Below are 14,475 nucleotides of genomic sequence, written 5' to 3'. Positions count from 1 at the left end.
GGGAGGGCAGGCGTGCCTGCGCTCAGAGCTGCTTCATCAGCACGAGCGACTTGCGCTGCCAGTTATAGAGTTTGCGGCGGTCTTCGGGGAGGTCGTCGACGGTCGCCTTCACGAAGCCGCGCTTGAGGAACCAGTGCTCGGTGCGCGTCGTCAGCACGAAGATGTGCGTGAGGCCGCGCGCCCGCGCGCGCTGCTCGATGCGCTTGAGCAGGCGCTCGCCGTCGCCCGAGCCCTGCGCTTCCGGCGCGACCGTCAGGCACGCCATTTCGCCGATCTTCTCCTGCTGGTACGGATACAGCGCCGCGCAGCCGAACAGCACGCCATCGTGCTCGATCACCGAGAAGTGATCGATGTCGCGTTCGATCTGGTGGCGGCCGCGCCGCACCAGCGTGCCGTCCGTCTCGAGCGGCTCGATCAGCGACAGGATGCCGCCGACGTCGTCCGGCGTCGCCTCGCGCAGGCTCTCGAGGTTCTCGTACGAGATCATCGTGCCGACGCCGTCGTGCAGGAACAGTTCGAGCAGCATGCTGCCGTCGAGCGATTGCGGAATCAGGTGCGCGCGCGTGACGCCGCCGCGGCACGCGCGGATCGCATGCTTCAGGAAGAACGCGTCGTCGCCCTGCAGGTCGCCGGAATCGAGCAGGTCGGCGGCCGAATCGAGCGACATTTCGCGAATCAGCGCGCCTTCGTCGTCGACGATGCCGGGCCCTTCGGTCAGGAACACGATCTTGTCGGCGCGCAGCGCGATCGCGGCGGCCGACGCGACGTCTTCCATCGACAGGTTGAACGCCTCGCCGGTCGGCGAGAAACCGAGCGGCGACAGCAGCACGAGCTTGCGGCTCGCGAGCGAATGGCGGATCGATTCGGCATCGATCTTGCGCACGATGCCCGTATGCGCGAAATCGACCCCGTCGAGAATCCCGACCGGCCGCGCGGTCACGAAGTTGCCCGACACGACGCTGATGTGCGCATGCGCCATCGGCGAGTTCGGCAGCCCCTGGCTGATCGCGGCCTCGATGTCGAGGCGCACTTCGCCGGCTGCTTCCTTTGCCGATTCGAGCGCACGCGCATCGGTGATGCGCAACCCGTGCGAAAACTCGGATTCGACACCGTGCAGGTTCAGCTGCTCCTCGACCTGCGGCCGCGAGCCGTGCACCAGCACGATCTGGATGCCCATCGCCTGCAGCAGCGCGATATCGGACACGAGCGCATTCAGCAGCCCCTGCTGCACCACCTCGCCGCCGAACCCCACGACGAACGTGTTGTTGCGGAACTTGTGGATATAGGGCGCGACGGAGCGCATCCAGTCGACGAACTGCGCGTGGCTGGCGGCCGTATCGTCGGCGGCCGGCGGGTTCGCGTCGCCGGTCTGGGCGGGGGGGAGGTCGGTTTGGGAATTCATGGGCGGGATTATAATGCGCCCCCATGTCGAATGTACCTAAAAGTCCCGCGCCGACGCGGGCCAAAACGCCGTCGGCCCGGCACCCGGATGGTGCGGCCGACGCGCGCCAGCAGCAGGGCGAGGTAAAGGGCCACGCGCAGGGCCAGCCGCCGAAGTCGCAGCAAGGCAAGCCGCACGGCGGCGAGCCGCGCCAGCCCGCTGCACCCGACGCGCGCGCGCCGCGCCGCGAACGTGCGCCGCGCGCCGCCGTCGCACCGAATCCGATTCCGCCGATCACGTTCCCCGAAAGCCTGCCGGTGTCGGCCCGACGCGACGAAATCGCGCGCGCGATCGCCGGTCATCAGGTCGTCATCGTGTGCGGCGAGACCGGCTCGGGCAAGACCACGCAGCTGCCGAAGATCTGTCTCGAACTCGGCCGCGGCCTCGGCGCCGGCGGCACGGGCCTGATCGGCCACACGCAGCCGCGCCGTCTCGCCGCGTCGTCGACCGGCCGCCGGATCGCCGAGGAACTCGGCACGCCGTTCGGCGAAGTGGTCGGCTACAAGGTGCGGTTCACCGACAATCTCGCGCCGGGCGCGTCGGTGAAGCTGATGACGGACGGCATCCTGCTCGCCGAGACGCAGACCGATCCGCTGCTGAAGGCGTACGACACGCTGATCATCGACGAGGCGCACGAGCGCAGCCTGAACATCGACTTCCTGCTCGGCTACCTGAAGGAAGTGTTGCCGAAGCGGCCGGACCTGAAGCTGATCGTCACGTCCGCGACGATCGACGCCGATCGCTTCGCGCGCCATTTCGGCACCGACGCGCGCCCCGCGCCCGTGATCGAGGTGAGCGGGCGGCTGTATCCGGTCGAGGTGCGCTACCGCCCGGTGGCCGAGGATCGGCCGGCGGTGAAGCATGCCGAAGGCACCGCAAGCCGCGACCGCGTGAAAACCGCGCGCGAGGCCGAGCGCGACCTGATGGACGCGATCGTCGACGCGGTCGACGAGCTGTGCCGGGAAGGCCCGGGCGACGTGCTCGTGTTCCTGCCCGGCGAGCGCGAGATCCGCGAAGCCGCGGAGGCGCTGCGCAAGCATCACCCGCCGCATACCGAGATCCTGCCGCTGTTCGCGCGGCTGTCCGCGGCCGACCAGGACAAGGTGTTCAAGGCGTCGAACGCGCGCCGCATCGTGCTCGCGACCAACGTCGCCGAGACCTCGCTGACGGTGCCGGGGATCCGCTACGTCGTCGACACGGGTCTCGCACGCGTGAAGCGCTATTCGTACCGGAACAAGGTCGAGCAGCTGCAGGTCGAGTCGATCTCGCAGGCCGCCGCGAACCAGCGCGCGGGCCGCTGCGGCCGCGTGGCCGACGGCATCTGCATCCGCCTGTACGAGGAAAGCGACTATCAGGCGCGGCCGCGCTTCACCGATCCGGAAATCCTGCGCTCGTCGCTCGCGTCGGTGATCCTGCGGATGAAGTCGCTGCACCTGACGGCGATCGAAACCTTCCCGTTCCTCGAGCCGCCGCCGGGCCGCGCGATCGCGGACGGCTACCAGCTGCTCAACGAGCTCGGCGCGGTCGACGACGACAACGCGCTGACGCCGCTCGGTCGCGAACTCGCGCGCCTGCCGCTCGACCCGCGCGTGGGCCGGATGATTCTCGCCGCGCGCGACCAGCAGTCGCTGCGCGAGGTGCTGATCATCGCCAGCGCGCTGTCCGTGCAGGATCCGCGCGACCGCCCGATCGAAGCGCAGGAGCAGGCCGACCAGGCGCATCGGCGCTTTGCCGACGAGCGCTCGGAATTCCTGCAGTGGCTGAAGATCTGGGCATGGTTCGAGGAAGCGGTCGCGCACAAGAAGTCGAACCGCCAGCTGATCGACGCGTGCCGGCAGAACTTCCTGTCGCACCTGCGGCTGCGCGAGTGGCGCGATGTCCATTCGCAGCTGCTGACGGTCGTGCGCGAGCACGGCTGGCGCCTCAACGAAGCCGACGCGACCTACGAGCAGGTGCATCTGGCGCTGCTGACGGGCCTGCTCGGCAACCTCGGCATGAAGGCCGACGACGATCCGCACTATCTCGGCGCGCGCGGCATCAAGTTCTATCTGTGGCCGGGCTCCGCGCTCGCGAAGAAGGCCGGCCGCTGGGTGATGGCGGCCGAGCTCGTCGAGACGAGCCGGCTGTATGCGCGCTGCCTCGCGAAGATCGAGCCCGAATGGATCGAGAAGATCGGCGCGCACCTGCTGAAGAAGTCGCTGTCCGAGCCGCACTGGGAGAAGCGCCCCGCGCAGGTCAGCGCGTTCGAGCGTGCGACGCTGTACGGGCTGCCGATCTACCACCGGCGGCGCGTCGCGTTCGGCAAACAGGATCCGGCGCGGGCGCGCGAGCTGTTCATCCGCGGCGCGCTCGTCGAAGGCGAGTTCGACACGAAGCTGCCGTTCTTCGCGCACAACCGCAAGCTGCTGGCCGACATCGAGCAGCTCGAGCACAAGTCGCGCCGGCAGGACGTGCTGGTCGACGACGAGCTGATCTACGCGTTCTACGACCACGCGATTCCGGACGGCATCCACACGGGCGCCGCATTCGAGCGCTGGTATCGCGACGAGGTGAAGAAAAGCGGCCAGTCCGAGGACAAGCCGCGCCTGCTGTACCTGTCGCGCGACGACCTGATGCGCCACGAGGCGGCCGGCGTGACGACCGAGCTGTTCCCGAAGCGCGCGACGATGGCGGGCGTCGAGATGGCGCTGACCTATCACTTCGAGCCCGGCACGCCGCGCGACGGCGTGACGCTCGCGGTGCCGCTGTTCGCGCTGAACCAGGTCGACGCGCGCCGCTGCGAGTGGCTGGTGCCGGGGATGCTGAAGGAAAAGGTGCAGCTGCTGCTGAAGTCGCTGCCGCAGAAGCTGCGCCGCCACTGCGTGCCGCTGCCCGAGTACGCGGCCGGCTTCGTCGAGCGCACGGGCCGCGAGCGTTTCGGCGCGGGCGGCCTCGTCGAGGCGCTGATCGCCGACGTGCGCGGCGAGACGCAGGTCGCGATGAAGACGGCCGACTTCAAGCTCGAGACGCTGCCCGCGCACCTGTTCATGAATTTCAAGGTGATCGACGAGCACGGCCGCCAGCTCGCGATGGGGCGCAATCTCGCGCAGCTTCGCCAGGAGCTCGGCGCGCAGGCGCAGCAGCAGTTCCAGAAGATCGCGGCGGCGTCGACGATCGCGGCCGGCGGCGACGCCGACGCGGGCGCCGCGACGATGCCGGCCGCCGCGGGCGGCGCTGCCGGCCACGACGGCCGCAGCGGGAAGGGCGGCAAGGGCGAGAAGGGCGCGGCGCCGCACACGGCCGCTTCGGCCGAAGCCGGCGCGACCGCGCTGTACGAGAACCTGACGACGTGGAACTTCGGCAAGCTCCCCGAGCTGCTGGAAATCCGCCGGCGCGGCCAGACGCTGTACGGCTACCCGGCGCTCGTCGATCGCGGCAGCCACTGCGACGTCGAGGTGTTCGATTCGCCCGAGGAAGCCGCGCGCATCCACCGCGCAGGCCTGCGCCGGCTGTTCGCGCTGCAGCTGAAGGAGCCGATCAAGTATCTGGAGAAGAACCTGCCGGGCCTGCGCGAGATGGCGATGCAGTACATGTCGCTCGGCACGCAGGACGAACTGCGCGACCAGCTGATCGACACGGCGCTCGACCGCGCGTGCCTGCAGGATCCGCTGCCCGACGACGACGCGAGCTTCCACGCGCGCCGCGACGAGGGTCGCAGCCGCCTGAACCTGCTCGCGCAGGAGATCGCGCGGCTCGTCGGGCAGATCCTCGCCGAATACGCGGGGCTCGCGAAGAAGCTCGCGCAGGCGAAGCCGTTCGCGCAGGCGTACGCGGACCTCCAGCAGCAGCTCGGCGCGCTGGTCGGCAAGCGCTTCGTGATCGACACGCCTTACGTGCAGCTTGCGCATTTCCCGCGCTACCTGAAGGGCATCGCGCTGCGGATCGACAAGCTGAAGGCCGATCCGGCGCGCGACGCGAAGCAGGCCGGCGAACTGCAGCCGCTCGTCCAGCAATACCAGCGCGCGGTATCGCAGCGCGGCGGCGTGGTCGACCCGCGCCTCGCCGAATTCCGCTGGCTGCTCGAGGAATTGCGAATTTCGCTGTTCGCGCAGGAACTGCGCACGCCGATGCCGGTCTCTGTCAAGCGCCTGTACAAGGTCTGGGAGTCGATGCAGCGCTGACGCGCGACCGCTTTCCCGGCCCGTGCGGCTGCCGGCTGCGGCCGGCAGCCGGTCAGGGCGCCGCGCATGCCGCCGGCGGCGTGCGTCGAAGTGGCGCAATGCCGGCCTCCGTCAACCGGCGGGGCCGGTTGAACGTTCTACAATGACGGTTGTTCCACGACGTGAGTCTTCATGCGCACTTTCCTTTCCCTCGGCCGCACGCTTGCGCTGGCCGCCGCCGTGCTGGCGCCCGCCGCACATGCGAATAACGTGATCGTCCTCAATTCGGCCGAGGCGACGCTTTCCCTGATCGACCAGCAGACCCGCGAGGTCGTCGGCACGATGCCGACCGGCAAGGAACCGCATCACCTGATGGCGACGCCCGACAATTCGTCGCTGATCGTCGCGAATTCGGTCTCGAACAGCCTGATGTTCCTCGATCCGAAGACGGGCAAGCTGCAGCGCACCGTCGAAGGGATCGACGACCCGTACCAGCTCGGCTTCTCGCCGGACCGCAAGTGGTTCGCGGCGGCCGGCCTGCGCCTCGACCGCGTCGACATCTACAGCTACGACGGCCGCGACCTGCATCTCGCGAAGCGCGTGCCGCTCGCGGTGATGCCGAGCCACCTCGCGTTCACCAAGGACAGCAGGACGCTGCTCGTGTCGCTGCAGGTGTCCGGCGAGATCGCGGCGATCGACCTGCCGACCCAGACGGTCAAGTGGAAGATGAAGGTCGGCAAGGTGCCGGCCGGGCTGTGGCTCACGCCGGACGACAAGTACCTGCTGGTCGGGATGACCGGCGCGGACTATGTCGCCGTGGTCGACTGGCGCAACCAGAAGGTCGTCAAGCAGATCTACACGGGCAAGGGTGCGCACAACTTCCGCTCGCTCGCCGACGGCACGCACGTCGCGGTCACCAACCGCGTCGCGAACACGATCAGCATCATCGACGAGAACACGCTGACCAACGTCGGCGACATCACCGGCCTGCTGCCGGGCCCGGACGACATGGAGCTGTCGGCCGACAAGAAGACGCTGTGGGTGACGTTCCGCTTCGCGAAGAAGGTCGGGATCATCGACCTGGCGTCGCGCAAGCTGGTGCAGACGATCGCCGTCGGCCGCTCGCCGCACGGCATCTACTTCTACGATCGCGCGCCGTGGCGCGCGGCGAACGGCGCGTGACGGACGGAGACGGGCCATGCTGCACCTGATCGATGCGTTCGTGTCGGACATCCAGACTTGGCTGTACGTCGACGTCGTGCAGCCGCTCCTCTTCAAGTTCAACCTGATGGACTATGACGAGGACACCTACGACGCGCTGTACTGGGTGATCGTCGGCGCGCTGCAGATGGTGCTGATGTTCGTGCTGCTGCGCCCGCTCGAGGCGCTGCTGCCGGTCGAGCGCTGGAGCAGCCGCAAGGCGGTGCGGGTCGACGTGATCTACACGGCGATCGCGAAGCTCGGCATCTACTCGCTGTTCTTCTTCTTCGCGCTGCAGCCGCTGTTCGACAACTTCCAGGCGTGGCTGCGGCTGCACGGCGTCGCGAACGTCAATCTCGACTATCTGTGGCCGGGCGTGACTTCGCAGCCGATCGTCGCGTTCGCGATCTACCTCGTCGTGCTCGACTTCGCCGGCTACTGGTATCACCGCTGGCAGCACAAGTTCGGCATCTGGTGGGAGCTGCACGCGGTGCATCACAGCCAGCGGCAGATGTCGCTGTGGTGCGACGACCGCAACCACCTGCTCGACGACGTGATCCAGTCGTGCTTCTTCGCGGCGATCGCGCTCGTGATCGGCGTGACGCCGTCGCAGTTCGTCGTGCTGACCGCGTTCACGAACTTCATGCAGAGCATCCAGCATACGAATGCGCGGCTGTCGTTCGGTTGGCTCGGCGAGCGCCTGTTCGTGAGCCCGACCTTCCACCGGCGCCACCACGCGGTCGGCTACGGCCACGAAGGCACGAAGTACGGCTGCAACTTCGGCGTACTGTTCCCGTGGTGGGACATGATGTTCGGCACCGCGTCGTGGAACCGCACGGTCGAGCCGACCGGCATCCGCGACCAGGTCGAGGGCGTTTCCTACGGCGACGGCTTCTGGGCGCAGCACGGCCTCGCGTTCGTGCGGATCTTCCGCCGCCTGTTCCCCGCCAAGCGCGGCGCGGCGTCGGCCTGATCCGGCCGTTTTCCCGTTGAACGGCTTTCCCCCGCGGCCCGCATGCGCTTTGGCGCATGCGGGCCGCGTGGTTTATCCTTTCCCCGTTTTTCCTCATCGAGACAGGCTCGCATGAACGACCTGCTGCGCTCCTTCATCCGTGCATTCGCGAGTGCGCTGCATCCGCGCATGCTGTGGCTCACCCTGATGCCGTTCGTCGTCTCCGCGCTGTTCTGGGGCGCGCTGCTGTGGTTCTCGTGGCAGACGCTGATCGACGCCGCGCGCGGCGCGCTCGACGGCTTCGTGCTGACGGCCGCGCTGTACCGCGCTTTCGACGCGGTCGGCATGTCGCAGCTGCATGCGGTGGTCGCACCGTTCGTCGTCGTGTCGCTCGCGATTCCGCTGATCGTGCTGACCGTGCTGCTGCTGATCGCGTCGATCTCGATGCCGGTCGTCGTCAAGCACCTGTCGAACCGGCAGTTCGCCGCGCTGGAGGCAAAGCGCGGCGGCACCTTCTTCGGCAGCGTGTTCAATTCGCTGGGCGCGGCGATCGTCGGCGTGGTCGTGCTGGTCGTCACGATCCCGCTGTGGCTGATTCCGCCGTTCTTCGCGCTGCTGCCGCCGGTGATCTGGGGCTGGCTCACCTATCGCGTGATGACCTACGATGCGCTCGCGCAGCATGCGAGCCGCGACGAGCGCCGCGAGCTGATCCGGCGGCACCGCTGGCCGCTGATCGGCATCGGCATCGCGACCGGGCTGCTCGGCACCGTGCCGACCTTCGTCTGGGTGTCGTCGATCTGGATGATGGTGCTGTTCCCGTTCGTCGCGGCGGCCATGATCTGGGTTTACGCTTTCATCCTCGTCTTCTCGGCGCTGTGGTTCGGGCACTACTGCCTGCGCGCGCTGGAAGACCTGCGCGCGGCACCGCGCGCCACCACCATCGACCTGGGGCAGGCATGAGCATCGGCATCATCATCATCGGCGACGAAATCCTTTCCGGCCGCCGGCAGGACAAGCATCTGGCGAAGATCATCGAGCTGCTCGGCGCGCGCGGCCTGGCGCTCGACTGGGCCGAGTACGTCGGCGACGATCCGGCGCGCATCACGGCGACGCTGGCACGCGCGATCGCGTCGGGCGACATCGTGTTCTCGACGGGCGGCATCGGCGCGACGCCGGACGACCACACGCGCCAGTGCGCGGCGGCCGCGCTCGGCGTGCCGCTCGAGCTGCATCCGGAAGCGAAGCGGCTGATCGAGGAGCGGATCCGCGAAACGCATACCGATCCCGACCGCCCGGTCGATTTCGATTCGCCGGAAAACCAGCACCGCTTCAACATGGGCGTGTTCCCGGTCGGCGCGACGATCATCCCGAACGGCTACAACCGGATTCCGGGCTTCTCGGTCGGCGATCTCCATTTCATGCCGGGCTTCCCGGTGATGGCGTGGCCGATGATCGAATGGGTGCTCGACACGAAGTACGCGCACCTGCATCACGCGACGCCGCATGCGGAGCGCTCGCTGTACGTGTTCGAGCTGCCGGAATCGACGCTCACGCCGCTGATGGAGCGCATCGAGCGCGATTTCCCCGGCGTGCGCGTGTTCAGCCTGCCGAGCGTCGGCGACGCCGAGCGCGGCGGCATCTATGCGCGCCGCCATATCGACCTCGGCGTGAAGGGCGAGCCGGAAGCGGTCGCGGCCGCGTTCGTGAAGCTGCGCGAAGGCGTCCACCTGCTCGGCGGCGACATCGTCGAGCCTGGCACGCCGCGCTGACGGCCGACGCGCGCCGGCCGCGGCCCGGCGGCGCAAAAGCAGCGGGCCGCGCAACGCGGCCCGTCATCGGCATGTCATCGCCCGGCTCGACGATGATGCGGGCGGGTTCGGCGCGCGGTCAGGCGCCGATCCAGGGCAGTTTCCGGAAGCACCAGCCGTCCACCGTCTTGCGGTGGCCTTCGGCGTCCTTCGCGCCTTCGAAGCCTTCGAGCAGGTCGAACGCCTTCGTGAAGCCGGCCTGCGACGCGGCGACCGCGGCGAGCTTCGAGCGCGCGGCGCTGCGGCACAGGAACAGCACGGGCGTATCGGGCGTGATGGCCGCCTGCAGTTCGTCGACGAAGCCGGCGTTCGGCACGCCGCCCGGGTAGCGCGTCCATTCGAGATGCAGGTACTGGCCGTCGCCGACGAGCGGGCGGCCGATCCAGTCGAGCTCGGCGCGGGTGCGCACGTCCACGAGGCGCGCCGACGGATCGAGCTGCAGCAGTTCGAAAGCCTCGGCCGGCAGCAGCGCGCCGGCATAGTTGAGCGAGCCTTGCGCGCGGCGTTCGTCGGCCTTCGCGTAAAGCTGTTCGAGCGTACTCATGGCAGGGAGTCTCCATATCGGTCAAACGAACATTCTAGCGCCGCGCCGTCGCCCGGGCGTTCCGGTGGCGATGCCGCGCGCGCACCGCACACGCGCTCACCAAAAAGGTGCAGAATGGCGCGCGTGCACCAAGATGATTCGGTGTCGGCGGCGCGCCGGCGGGATTGCACCGGCGCGGTGCATGCGATCGGCGGCCGAGGCGGCGCCGGGCCCCGGAATCGCGCAGCCGGCCCCCGTGGCGGCGCGCCTCCGCGCGATTTGCGCCGGAATCGCGCATGCTGGCACGGAAGCTGCTCTATGGAATTCGGTCGAATCGGGGCACGCTGCGCCAAAGCCTGATCCCCGGTCAGCTCGATAAACGAGGCGGTTCCCAGTCCGCCGGAATTGTTCAATCAGGAGAAGAGGTTATGAGTAAAACCGTCGCCGACGTCATGCAGCTCGTGAAGGACGAGGACGTCAAGTTTGTCGATTTCCGCTTCACGGATACGCGCGGCAAGGAGCAGCACGTGTCGGTGCCGGTTTCGGCGTTTGACGAGGACAAGTTCGAGAGCGGCCATGCATTCGACGGTTCGTCGATCGCCGGCTGGAAGGGCATCGAGGCGTCGGACATGCTGCTCATGCCGGACCCGAACGCGGCATTCGTCGACCCGTTCTACGAAGAGTCGACCCTCGTGCTGACCTGCGACGTGGTCGAGCCGGCCGACGGCAAGGGCTACGAGCGCGATCCGCGTTCGCTCGCGAAGCGCGGCGAAGCGTACCTGAAGAGCACGGGCATCGGCGACACGGCCTACTTCGGTCCGGAGCCGGAATTCTTCATCTTCGACTCGGTCCAGTGGAACACGGACATGTCGGGCTGCTTCGTGAAGATCAACTCGGAAGAAGCGCCGTGGTCGTCGGGCAAGGACTTCGAAGGCGGCAACACGGGCCACCGTCCGGGCACGAAGGGCGGCTACTTCCCGGTCGCGCCGGTCGACACGTTCCAGGACATGCGTTCGGAAATGTGCCTGCTGCTCGAACAGCTCGGCATCCCGGTCGAAGTGCACCACCACGAAGTGGCGGGCCAGGGCCAGAACGAAATCGGCACGAAGTTCTCGACGCTGGTGCAGCGCGCCGACTGGACGCAATGGTCGAAGTACATCATCCACAACGTCGCGCACTCGTACGGCAAGACCGCGACGTTCATGCCGAAGCCGGTCGTCGGCGACAACGGTTCGGGCATGCACGTTCACCAGTCGATCTGGAAGGACGGCCAGAACCTGTTCGCGGGCAACGGCTACGCGGGCCTGTCGGAACAGGCGCTGTTCTACATCGGCGGCATCATCAAGCACGCTCGTGCGCTGAACGCGATCACGAACCCGACGACGAACTCGTACAAGCGCCTGGTTCCGCACTTCGAGGCACCGGTCAAGCTCGCGTACTCGGCGCGCAACCGCTCGGCATCGATCCGCATTCCGCACGTGTCGAACCCGAAGGGCCGCCGCATCGAGACGCGCTTCCCGGATCCGATGGCGAACCCGTACCTGTGCTTCACCGCGCTGATGATGGCCGGCCTGGACGGGATCCAGAACAAGATCCATCCGGGCGAAGCCGCCGACAAGAACCTGTACGACCTGCCGCCGGAAGAGGATGCAAAGATCCCGACCGTCTGCGCGGGCCTCGACCAGGCACTCGAAGCGCTCGACAAGGATCGCGAGTTCCTGACGCGCGGCGGCGTGTTCACGGACGGCATGATCGATGCGTACCTCGCGCTGAAGGAGCAGGAGCTGGCGAAGTTCCGCATGACGACGCATCCGATCGAGTTCGAGATGTACTACTCGCTGTAATCGGCGATGGCGCTTCGATTCAGCGCCGTCATGCCGGTTCGTTCCCGTCGCGCGGCGCGCGGCGGGAACGGCGGAGTCTGAAAAGGGGACGGCGCCCAGCCGTCCCCTTTTTGTTCCGCGATTTCTTTTTTCTGGCTTCTGGCGCAGCAGGCGCGACACGCACGCACGATGGTTCTGAAGAATCTGATCAAGGCGAAGACAGGACACGCCGGCCAACCGACGGACGACGAGCGGCTCGCGCGCTCGGGCCTGCTGGCGGGGCTGGAGGCGTTGCCGACGGTCGTGCTGGTGCTCGACCGCAAGACGCTGCGCATCGCGTTCGCGAATCCGTCCGCGGAGGCGATGCTCGACATCTCGCGCCGCCAGCTCGCGCAGCGGCCGTGGGGCGAGATCTTTCCGAACGCGAACGAGCTGGCGTCGACGATCACCGCGATCGGCGAGGAGCGCTTTCACGCGACGCATCTCGACACCGTGCTCGACCGGCCCGGCCGCGAGCCGCTGCACGTGCATGCGATCGTCGGCTTCCTCGAGAGCGCACCCGATTTCGTGCTCGTCGAGCTGTTCGAGAACGAACGGCAGTCGCGCACCGACCGCGAGGAGCGCATCCACGACCTGACCGCGGTCAACAAGCAGTTGATCCGCAACCTCGCGCACGAGATCAAGAACCCGCTCGGCGGGATTCGCGGCGCCGCGCAGCTGCTCGAATTCGAGCTCGGCGAACGTGAGCGCGACGAGCTGCGCGAATACACGCAGGTGATCATCAAGGAGTCCGACCGCCTGCAGACGCTCGTCGACCGCTTGCTGGAGCCGCACCGGCATCCGCACATTGTCGGCGACGTGAACATCCACGAGGTCTGCGAGCGCGTGCGTGCGGTGATGCTCGCCGAATTCCCGCGCGGGCTCACGATCGAGCGCGACTACGACGTGAGCGTGCCGGACCTGCGCGGCGACAAGGAGCAGCTGATCCAGGCGCTGCTGAACATCGTGCGCAACGCCGCGCAGGCGCTGCGCGAACGGATCGCGCAGGGCGACGCGAAGATCGAGCTGCGCACGCGCGTCGCGCGCAAGGTGACGATCGCCAAGCGGCTGTACAAGCTGGCACTGGACTTGCACGTGATCGACAACGGGCCCGGCATTCCGGAAGAGATCCGCGACCGGATCTTCTATCCGCTCGTGTCCGGGCGCGACGACGGCAGCGGCCTCGGCCTCACGCTTGCGCAGACCTTCGTGCAGCAGCACGACGGGATGATCGAGGTCGAAAGCCGCCCGGGACGTACCGAATTTCAGATTCTGCTGCCGCTCGACCCCTGAGCGGCGACAGTGCGATTCACCGGATTCACCAATATCTGACCGACCTATGAAGCCGATCTGGATAGTAGACGACGATCAATCGATCCGCTGGGTGCTCGAAAAGGCGCTCGCCCGGGACAGCTTCGCGACCAAGAGCTTCGCGAACGTGCGCGATGCGCTGGCCGCGCTCGATCACGAGACGCCGCAGGTGCTCGTGTCCGACATCCGGATGCCGGGCGGTTCCGGCCTCGAGCTGCTGCAGGCGGTGCACGAACGCCTGCCGGGCCTGCCCGTCATCATCATGACGGCGTTCTCCGATCTCGACAGCGCCGTCGCGGCGTTCCAGGGCGGCGCGTTCGAATATCTCGCGAAGCCGTTCGACGTCGACAAGGCCGTCGAGTTGATTCGCCGCGCGGTGGAGGAAAGCCTGCGCAGCGGCGCGCCGCAGGACGACCGCGTGGCCGAGGCACCCGAGATGCTCGGCCAGGCGCCCGCGATGCAGGACATGTTCCGCGCGATCGGCCGCCTGTCGCATTCGGCCGCGACCGTGCTGATCACCGGCGAGTCGGGCACCGGCAAGGAACTCGTCGCACGGGCGCTGCATCGTCACAGCCCGCGCGCGAACGGCCCGTTCATCGCGCTGAACACCGCGGCGATTCCGAAGGACCTGCTCGAATCCGAGCTGTTCGGCCACGAGCGCGGCGCGTTCACCGGCGCGCAGACGACGCGGCAGGGCCGCTTCGAGCAGGCCGAGAACGGCACGCTGTTCCTCGACGAAATCGGCGACATGCCGTTCGACCTGCAGACGCGCCTGTTGCGCGTGCTGTCGGACGGGCAGTTCTATCGCGTCGGCGGCCACAATCCGCTGCGCGCGAACGTGCGCGTGATCGCCGCGACGCACCAGAATCTCGAATCGCGCGTGCGGCAGGGGCTGTTTCGCGAGGACCTGTATCACCGGCTCAACGTGATCCGGTTGCGCCTGCCGCCGCTGCGCGAGCGCAGCGACGACATTCCGCTGCTCACGCGCCATTTCCTGCAGAAGAGTGCGCGCGATCTCGGCGTCGAGCCTAAGCGCGTGTCCGACGAGGCGCTGGCATACCTGACGTCGCTGCCGTTTCCCGGCAACGTGCGGCAGCTCGAGAACCTCGCGAACTGGCTGACCGTGATGGCGCCCGCGCAGACCGTCGAGATCAAGGACCTGCCGCCCGATCTCGTGCCGTCGGGCGCGTCGGTGGCGGCGGCGGCCGACGGCGCGCAGGCGCACGGCGGCGCCGATGC

General features: G+C 67.9%; 10 protein-coding genes. 8 read left to right on the top strand and 2 right to left on the bottom strand.

Translation table 11 applies throughout. The features are described 5' to 3' along the window. Nucleotides 1-22: 22 nt before the first annotated feature. The gene (argA, locus tag BST28156_RS17315; protein ID WP_060245306.1) at nt 23-1,402 is read right to left on the bottom strand and encodes an amino-acid N-acetyltransferase; all 1,380 of its coding nucleotides are present in this window, start codon (nt 1,400-1,402) and stop codon (nt 23-25) included. 23 nt (nt 1,403-1,425) lie between these two features. On the opposite strand from argA, the gene hrpA reads away from it, so the two are divergent. The 5 genes from hrpA to BST28156_RS17290 all read left to right on the top strand — a co-directional run bounded on the left by hrpA (nt 1,426) and on the right by BST28156_RS17290 (nt 9,501). Next, nucleotides 1,426-5,601 carry an ATP-dependent RNA helicase HrpA gene (hrpA, locus tag BST28156_RS17310; RefSeq protein ID WP_174902873.1) on the top strand — a complete coding sequence of 1,392 codons (4,176 nt, stop codon included), beginning with the start codon at nt 1,426-1,428 and terminating at the stop codon, nt 5,599-5,601. A gap of 171 nt (nt 5,602-5,772) precedes the next feature. Then, on the top strand, nt 5,773-6,762 hold the full coding sequence (locus BST28156_RS17305) for a YVTN family beta-propeller repeat protein (RefSeq protein WP_060245304.1): 990 nt from the start codon (nt 5,773-5,775) through the stop codon (nt 6,760-6,762). 16 nt (nt 6,763-6,778) lie between these two features. Beyond that, nucleotides 6,779-7,753 (top strand): sterol desaturase family protein, encoded by a 975-nt coding sequence (locus BST28156_RS17300; protein ID WP_060245303.1) that lies wholly within the window; start codon nt 6,779-6,781, stop codon nt 7,751-7,753. Between the two features lie 111 nt (nt 7,754-7,864). Next, nucleotides 7,865-8,692, top strand: a complete 828-nt coding sequence (locus tag BST28156_RS17295) for an EI24 domain-containing protein (RefSeq protein ID WP_060245302.1) — start codon at nt 7,865-7,867, stop codon at nt 8,690-8,692. After that, nucleotides 8,689-9,501: a competence/damage-inducible protein A gene (locus BST28156_RS17290; RefSeq protein ID WP_174902872.1), complete on the top strand. Its 813-nt coding sequence runs from the start codon at nt 8,689-8,691 to the stop codon at nt 9,499-9,501. Before BST28156_RS17295 ends, BST28156_RS17290 begins: the two co-directional genes overlap by 4 nt. A 118-nt stretch (nt 9,502-9,619) precedes the next feature. Here BST28156_RS17290 and BST28156_RS17285 read toward each other — a convergent pair whose 3' ends face one another. Next, a complete protein-coding gene (locus BST28156_RS17285; RefSeq protein ID WP_059603404.1) occupies nt 9,620-10,084 on the bottom strand; it encodes a rhodanese-like domain-containing protein in 465 nt (154 codons plus the stop codon). Between the two features lie 407 nt (nt 10,085-10,491). Between BST28156_RS17285 and glnA the strand changes: the two genes are divergently transcribed. The 3 genes from glnA to ntrC all read left to right on the top strand — a co-directional run. Beyond that, nucleotides 10,492-11,907 (top strand): type I glutamate--ammonia ligase, encoded by a 1,416-nt coding sequence (gene glnA / locus BST28156_RS17280; RefSeq protein ID WP_009688920.1) that lies wholly within the window; start codon nt 10,492-10,494, stop codon nt 11,905-11,907. Between the two features lie 168 nt (nt 11,908-12,075). Further along, complete coding sequence (glnL, locus tag BST28156_RS17275) at nt 12,076-13,218, top strand: nitrogen regulation protein NR(II) (protein ID WP_060245300.1); 1,143 nt, start codon at nt 12,076-12,078, stop codon at nt 13,216-13,218. 46 nt (nt 13,219-13,264) lie between these two features. Continuing rightward, a partial coding sequence (gene ntrC, locus BST28156_RS17270) for a nitrogen regulation protein NR(I) (RefSeq protein WP_174902871.1) occupies nt 13,265-14,475 on the top strand: 1,211 nt, incomplete at its 3' end.

This window comes from Burkholderia pseudomultivorans, from assembly GCF_902499075.1.
GTDB lineage: Bacteria > Pseudomonadota > Gammaproteobacteria > Burkholderiales > Burkholderiaceae > Burkholderia > Burkholderia pseudomultivorans.
The sequence above is the reverse complement of the archived record's forward strand: the minus strand, read 5'-3'. Positions and strand labels throughout refer to the sequence as shown.

Bases quoted from the DNA above. Each gene is read 5' to 3' on its own strand.
- argA (WP_060245306.1), bottom strand. From the start codon at position 1,402: ATGAATTCCCAAACCGACCTCCCCCCCGCCCAGACCGGCGACGCGAAC.
- hrpA (WP_174902873.1), top strand. From the start codon at position 1,426: ATGTCGAATGTACCTAAAAGTCCCGCGCCGACGCGGGCCAAAACGCCG.
- BST28156_RS17305 (WP_060245304.1), top strand. From the start codon at position 5,773: ATGCGCACTTTCCTTTCCCTCGGCCGCACGCTTGCGCTGGCCGCCGCC.
- BST28156_RS17300 (WP_060245303.1), top strand. From the start codon at position 6,779: ATGCTGCACCTGATCGATGCGTTCGTGTCGGACATCCAGACTTGGCTG.
- BST28156_RS17295 (WP_060245302.1), top strand. From the start codon at position 7,865: ATGAACGACCTGCTGCGCTCCTTCATCCGTGCATTCGCGAGTGCGCTG.
- BST28156_RS17290 (WP_174902872.1), top strand. From the start codon at position 8,689: ATGAGCATCGGCATCATCATCATCGGCGACGAAATCCTTTCCGGCCGC.
- BST28156_RS17285 (WP_059603404.1), bottom strand. From the start codon at position 10,084: ATGAGTACGCTCGAACAGCTTTACGCGAAGGCCGACGAACGCCGCGCG.
- glnA (WP_009688920.1), top strand. From the start codon at position 10,492: ATGAGTAAAACCGTCGCCGACGTCATGCAGCTCGTGAAGGACGAGGAC.
- glnL (WP_060245300.1), top strand. From the start codon at position 12,076: ATGGTTCTGAAGAATCTGATCAAGGCGAAGACAGGACACGCCGGCCAA.